The 5953-nt window shown below is 67.4% G+C and carries 6 protein-coding genes; 5 read left to right on the top strand and 1 reads right to left on the bottom strand.

The window, feature by feature from the left end; translation table 11 throughout:
• The first annotated feature begins 59 nt into the window (after positions 1-59).
• Genes V3572_RS04285 through V3572_RS04270 form a run of 4 tightly spaced genes read left to right on the top strand, consistent with a single transcriptional unit; the run spans position 60 to position 4853 of the window.
• Positions 60-1205, top strand: a complete 1146-nt coding sequence (locus V3572_RS04285) for a 2-oxoacid:acceptor oxidoreductase subunit alpha (protein WP_332109744.1) — start codon at positions 60-62, stop codon at positions 1203-1205.
• A 4-nt stretch (positions 1206-1209) separates the two neighbouring features.
• A complete protein-coding gene (locus tag V3572_RS04280) occupies positions 1210-2046 on the top strand; it encodes a 2-oxoacid:ferredoxin oxidoreductase subunit beta (protein WP_332109743.1) in 837 nt (278 codons plus the stop codon).
• Positions 2043-2684, top strand: coding sequence for a 2-oxoacid:acceptor oxidoreductase family protein (locus V3572_RS04275; protein ID WP_332109742.1), 642 nt, complete (start codon positions 2043-2045; stop codon positions 2682-2684). The genes V3572_RS04280 and V3572_RS04275 overlap by 4 nt, the downstream gene beginning before the upstream one ends.
• A 12-nt stretch (positions 2685-2696) precedes the next feature.
• Positions 2697-4853: an ATP-grasp domain-containing protein gene (locus V3572_RS04270; RefSeq protein WP_332109741.1), complete on the top strand. Its 2157-nt coding sequence runs from the start codon at positions 2697-2699 to the stop codon at positions 4851-4853.
• A 36-nt stretch (positions 4854-4889) separates the two neighbouring features.
• On the opposite strand, the gene V3572_RS04265 is transcribed toward V3572_RS04270, so the two are convergent.
• Positions 4890-5294: a hypothetical protein gene (locus tag V3572_RS04265; RefSeq protein WP_332109740.1), complete on the bottom strand. Its 405-nt coding sequence runs from the start codon at positions 5292-5294 to the stop codon at positions 4890-4892.
• A gap of 215 nt (positions 5295-5509) precedes the next feature.
• Here V3572_RS04265 and V3572_RS04260 point away from each other — a divergent pair, with 215 nt between their 5' ends.
• The gene (locus V3572_RS04260) at positions 5510-5908 is read left to right on the top strand and encodes a hypothetical protein (RefSeq protein ID WP_332109739.1); all 399 of its coding nucleotides are present in this window, start codon (positions 5510-5512) and stop codon (positions 5906-5908) included.
• The last annotated feature ends 45 nt before the right edge of the window (positions 5909-5953 follow it).

Here is a 5953-nt window from a genome sequence, read left to right as displayed (position 1 = left end):
CCCCCGAGCCCGTCGCAACCGCCGCCCAAACCCCAGAACCGAAGAAAGCGTAGGTCATTATGAGCGCCATGCAGCGAAAAAAACGAACCGAGGCCTTCCTGCTCGGCAACGAGGCCGTGGCCGAAGGCGCGCTTCTGGCCGGGTGCTCGTTTTACGCGGGCTATCCCATCACCCCCTCCACGGAGATCATGGAGGTCATGGCCAGACGCCTGCCCCACGTCGAAAACGGGGTGTTTCTCCAGATGGAGGACGAGATCGCCTCGGCCGGGGCCATCATCGGCGCGTCCCTGGCCGGTCGCAAGGTCATGACCGCCACCTCCGGCCCGGGCTTTTCGCTCATGCAGGAGCAGATCGGCTACGCCTGCATGACCGAGACCCCGCTGGTCATCGTCAACGTCATGCGCGGCGGCTCAAGCACCGGGCTTCCCACCTCCCCGGGCCAGGGCGACGTGCAGCAGGCCCGCTGGGGGGCCCACGGCGACCACCCGATCATCGTCTTTTCGGCCGCCGACGTGCGCGAATGCCTGGAAATGACCATCACCGCCTTCAACTACGCCGAAAAGTACCGCACCCCGGTCATCCTGCTCCTTGATGAAATCACGGCCCACACCCGGGAAAAAATCGAGATCCCCAGGCCCGGCGAGTTCGAGGTGCTAAGCCGCCTGCGGCCCACCATGCCCCCGGAATGGTACAAGCCCTACGAGGAGACCGTGCGCGGCGTGCCGCCCATGCCGCCCATCGGCACGGGCTACCGTTTCCACGTCACGGGCCTGACCCACGACCCCTTGGGCTTTCCCACCTCGCGCCCGGACGAGGTCAAGGCCGTCACCGAGCGGATGTTTCGCAAGATCGACCGGTTTTTCCACGACATCCAGCTTGTGGACCACGACCAGACCGAGGACGCCGACACCCTGGTCATCGCCTACGGCTCCGTGGCCCGCTCGGCCCGCCTGGCCGTTCGCCAGGCCCGGGAGGCCGGGGTCAAGGCCGGACTTTTGTCCTTAAAGACCCTGTTCCCCTTCCCGCGCCCCCATGTGGAGAAGCTCCTTCGCACCTGCAAGCTGGTGCTGGTTCCGGAAATGAACATGGGGCAGATCTCGCGCGAGGTCAAAAGGGTCAACTGCGGCATCACCACCATCCGGACGATAAACCGCGTCGACGGCCAGATCATCACCCCGTCTCAAATACTAAAGGAAATCGCGTGACGCCATGGCCGAAGTCACCCAGCTCATCCACCAATATCTGCGCCACAACAAGAAATTCCCCCTGGTCTTCTGTCCCGGCTGCGGCATCGGCATCGTCTTGGGATCGCTGGTGCGCAGCGTCCACTCCTTAGGCATCCCCAAGGACGACATGGCCGTGGTGGCCGGCATCGGCTGCTCGGGCCGCATCGCCGCCTACGTGGACTTCAACACCGTGCACGCCACCCACGGCCGGGCGCTGACGCTCTCCACAGGCATCAAGATGGCCAGCCCGCACCTGCGGGTGCTCACGGTCATGGGCGACGGCGACGCCCTGTCCATCGGCGGCAACCACCTGATCCACGCCGCGCGCCGCAACATCGGGGTCACGGCCCTGGTCGTGAACAACTTCATCTACGGCATGACCGGCGGCCAGTGCTCCCCCACCACCCCGTTTGGCGCCTACACCCACACCAGCCCCCACGGGCAGATGGAAAAATCCTTCGACGTGGTGGAGATGGCCAAGGCCGCCGGGGCCAACGGGGTCTACCGGGGCACGGTCTTCCACGCCAAGGCCCTGGACGGGCTTTTGCAACGGGCCATGAGCCGCCCGGGATTCAATCTGGTGGAGGTGTTGACCCCGTGCTTCACCCAGTACGGCCGGGGCAACAAGTTCCGCTCGCCGGTGGAGATGTTTCGGTGGCTCAAAGACCATGTGGTTCCCCGGGAGGTCTACGACAAGCTCGACGACAAGGCCGGGAAAATCCCCATGGGCATCTTCGTGGAGAACGACGAACCGGGACTGGAACAGCGCCATGCCGCCATGCGCCAGGCCCTGGCCGACAAGGGAGGGGCGGGATCATGAAGGAGCAGGTAACGCTTGACCGTTTCGAGATCCGTCTCTCGGGCCTGGGCGGCCAGGGCATCCTGACCCTGGGCAAGCTCCTGGGCCACGCCCTGGCCCTGGGACACGGCTATCAGGTGACCCAGACCCAAAGCTACGGTCCCGAGGCCCGGGGCGGGTCCAGCCGGGCCGATCTGGTGGTCAGTTCCCACCCCATCAGCTACCCCAAGACCGAACGCCTGGATTTTTTGGTGGCCTTAAGTCAGGAGGCCTGCAACAGCTACCATCATCTGCTCAAAAAAAGCGGCGTGCTCCTGGTGGATACGGGGCTGGTCAAACAGACCCCCACCAACGTCTTTCTGGGTCTGCCGTTCACCAAACTGGCCCTGGAGCGGGTCAAGGTTCCCCAGGCCATGAACACGGTGGTGCTTGGCGCGGTGACGTTTCTCATGCCCTTCGCCAAGCGCGACGTGATGCGCAAAAGCCTTCTGGCCAACCTGCCGGAAAAAATCCACAAGGTGAACCTCAAGGCCTTCGCCCTGGGCTACGACCAGGCCCGGCGGCTCCTCACCCAGCCCATCGCGTTGTGGAGCGGCGAGGACGAAAGCGCCGCCAAGCGCGGCGACATGAACCTGACCGACATCATGGTCGAGGATTGACCCGGAGGCCTCATGCGGCTTTGCGAGCATGCCAGCAAGCTGATTTTCGCCACGGCGGGCATCCCCGTGCCGCCGGGAATCCTGATCCATCCCGGGCAGGCGGCGACCCCGCCCTTCCCCCCGCCCTGGTACCTCAAGTCCCAGGTGGCGGCCGGGGGCCGGGGCAAGGCCGGGGGCATCGTGCGCATCGAAAAGCCGCAGGAGCTCGACGCGGCGGCGGCGCGGCTTTTCGACCTGGCCATCGCCGGGAAAAAGCCGCCCTTTCTGCGCCTGGAACCGGCCGCCGCCATCGAACGGGAGATGTACCTGTCCCTGGCCGTGTCCCGCGCCCGCCGCTCCCTGGCCCTGACCGCAGGCCGACGCGGCGGGATGGACGTGGAGCGCGACGCCGGGGGAAGCCACATCCTCATCCAGGATCTGCGCCTGCCGGGCGGCCCGTCCGAGGCCCAGACGCGTTCCGCCTTTTTCCACCTGGGGCTGCCGTACCCCGTCTGGCCCGCCTTTGAGGCCCTGGTCGCAAACCTCTACGCCGCCCTGACCAGCCAGGGACTGCTTTTGGCCGAGATCAACCCCCTGGTGCTGACCACGGACGGGACACTTATGGCCCTGGACGGCAAGGCGGAACTCGACGACAACGCCGTGGCCCTGCTGCCCGGGGCGGATCACGTCGCGGCCCAGGAGAATGTCGACCCGGTGGAGGCCCTGGCCCGGGAGCGGGGGCTGTCGCTCATCAAGCTGTCCGGATTCGTGGGGCTTCTGGCCAACGGGGCCGGCCTGGCCATGGCCACCATGGACCGCCTCAACTTCTCCGGATTCCCCGCCGCCAACTTCCTGGACGTGGGCGGCGCGGCCGACGCGGCGGGCCTCGACGCCGCCCTGTCCATCCTTTTCGACGACCCGGCGGTACAGGTCATCTGCATCAATCTCTTCGGCGGCATCCTGTCCTGCGAAAAGGTGGCCCTGGCCCTGGCCCGGGTGCTGGGCGGCCGTCCGCCCCAAAAGCCCATCGTGGCCCGGTTGGCCGGAAACGGCGCGGCCGAAGGGCTGGGCATCCTGCACGGGCTGGCCCTGGACGGATTGGCAGTGGTTGCGGACATGGACGCGGCCATGGCGGCGCTGGCCGGGATGTGTCGGCAGGGCCGACCCGCCGTGCGCCCCGACGACGCGGCGGCGCAGCCGAAATCGCCCGGATTCGGCGGCACGGTTCGCCCCGCCGCATCCCGGCCTCCCCTGGCCGTGCCGGGCCGGGGCGGCATACCGCCCCTTGCGCCCAAGGATGTGGCCGCAGGCAGGCGCCCCATGCGCATCATGGTCCAGGGCGTCACCGGCAAAACCGCCCGCCTGCACGCCGGGCTCATGGCCGCCTACGGCGCGGCCAACGCCGGGCGGGTGGTGTGCGGGGTGACGCCGTTTAAGGGCGGACAACACGTGGACGGCGTGCCGGTCTACGACAGCGTGCGACAGGCCCTTGCCGACCACGAGGTCGATATCAGCGTGATTTTCGTTCCGGCGGCCCATGCCCCGGACGCCATCCTCGAGGCCGCCCTGGCCGGGGTTCCCCGGGTGGCCTGCATTACCGAGGGCATCCCCCAACTGGCCATGCTGGAAACCCTGGCCGTCCTGGCCACGACCTCCACGCTGCTTATCGGCCCCAACACCCCGGGGATCATCGTCCCTGGGCGCTTCAAGGTCGGGATCATGCCCGTGGACCCCTTTACGCCCGGCCCCGTGGCCATCTTCTCCCGCAGCGGAACACTGACCTACGAGGCCGCCGCCCGGCTCACCGCAGCCGGAATCGGCCAGGCCGTGGCCGTGGGCATGGGCGGCGACCCGTTCACGGGATTGGGCTTTCTGGAACTGGCCGAGGCCGTGCGGGACGACCCGGCGGTTTCGGCGGTGCTGGTTCTCGGGGAGATCGGCGGGGACGCCGAGGAACGGCTGGCGGAATACGCCCTGGCCACGGCCTATCCCAAGCCCGTGGCGGTCTCCGTGGCTGGGGTGAGCGCCCCGCCCGGGCGTCGGCTCGGGCATGCCGGGGCCATTTTGGAAAACGCCTCCGGGGCGGCGGAAAAGTTCGCCAGCCTGCGCCGGGCGGGATTTACGGTCTGCCCCGATCTGGCGGACGTGGCCCCGGCTGTGGCCCGGCTTCTGGCCGGGCATCCGGCATAGGGCGACCGCCCATCCCGGCCCCGGATTTGGAGGGGGTTATTGCCCGCCTTTTTTGGCGTCGCCTTTTGATCCCTGCTTGGGCTTCACCGTGCGCACAAACCCTTTGTACTTGTCTTCAAGCTTGCCGCGTTGTTTGGCCAGGGCCGCATCCGAGGCGTTTTTTTCCCGATCCAGATACTCCTGGTAGCGCTGTTCCGTGGCCGTAACGGCCGGACTGCCCTGCACCGGATGGCTGGCCTTGCCCGCTTTCTGGCCGCCGGAAGGGGCCGCAGCCGGTTCCTTGACGGCGGATTTCGTCGCCCCGGCCGGGGCCTGGCCGGTCGCAGCGGGCTTTGGCGCCTGAGCGCCCGGGGCCGCACCCGGGGAATCCTGGGCCGCAGCCAATCCGGCCAGGGCCAAAAAACCGATCAGCAGCACGACGACCATCATATTCTTTCGCATTCTCATCACTCCATGTCCGCGTCCCATTTCCGGATCGCCGCAGCATTGATCAAAAAAAGTGTTTCCTTGGCCCGGGCCATTCGCGGCAGGGGGCGAGACAAGCACATTTCCCTGCCCCCGGCAACCGGCATTTTTGCCCGATCCGGCGGGTTGGGGCAAAAGGAGGATCGCACGGTTCTGGACAAGGCAAACGGCGTTGCCCTATACTTATTCGGATGCGCGCGCTTCCACGTCCTTCCCGAATCACCATCCTGGCCGTCTGCCTCGCCGCCGCCCTGGCCGTCATCGTGGTCATCGGCTGCATGCGGGGCCTGGACACGTCGGCCCGGCAACCCGGCCAGTCCGAGGCGCCCCTTCCCGTCGCCCCGGCCGGACAGCCCGACGCACCGAAACCCGATTCCCAGGCCGAGGCCGGAACAAGCGGGCCTGCCCTGGTGTCAGACGCCCCGCCCGCCCTGGATCCATCCCCCTTTTCCCATATGATCGAGCCCCTGGCGGCCCGGCTCTTCGTCATTTCGCCCGAAATCCGGCCCGCAGGGACGCCCCAGGCCGAGGCGACTCCCCCGCAGCCCCAGACCGGGTCGAGCCCGGCCCCGGCCATCCCTGCAGCTTAAGACCAAAAACGATGAGGAGCATGACTGCATAGGAGGCGATGGTTG

Origin of the sequence: Desulfolutivibrio sp. (assembly GCF_036584575.1) — a bacterium.
GTDB lineage: Bacteria > Desulfobacterota > Desulfovibrionia > Desulfovibrionales > Desulfovibrionaceae > Desulfolutivibrio.
Note: the sequence above shows the minus strand (reverse complement) of the source record. Positions and strands in the feature narration are given on the sequence as shown.

Bases quoted from the DNA above. Each gene is read 5' to 3' on its own strand.
- V3572_RS04285 (WP_332109744.1), top strand. From the start codon at position 60: ATGAGCGCCATGCAGCGAAAAAAACGAACCGAGGCCTTCCTGCTCGGC.
- V3572_RS04280 (WP_332109743.1), top strand. From the start codon at position 1,210: ATGGCCGAAGTCACCCAGCTCATCCACCAATATCTGCGCCACAACAAG.
- V3572_RS04275 (WP_332109742.1), top strand. From the start codon at position 2,043: ATGAAGGAGCAGGTAACGCTTGACCGTTTCGAGATCCGTCTCTCGGGC.
- V3572_RS04270 (WP_332109741.1), top strand. From the start codon at position 2,697: ATGCGGCTTTGCGAGCATGCCAGCAAGCTGATTTTCGCCACGGCGGGC.
- V3572_RS04265 (WP_332109740.1), bottom strand. From the start codon at position 5,294: ATGCGAAAGAATATGATGGTCGTCGTGCTGCTGATCGGTTTTTTGGCC.
- V3572_RS04260 (WP_332109739.1), top strand. From the start codon at position 5,510: ATGCGCGCGCTTCCACGTCCTTCCCGAATCACCATCCTGGCCGTCTGC.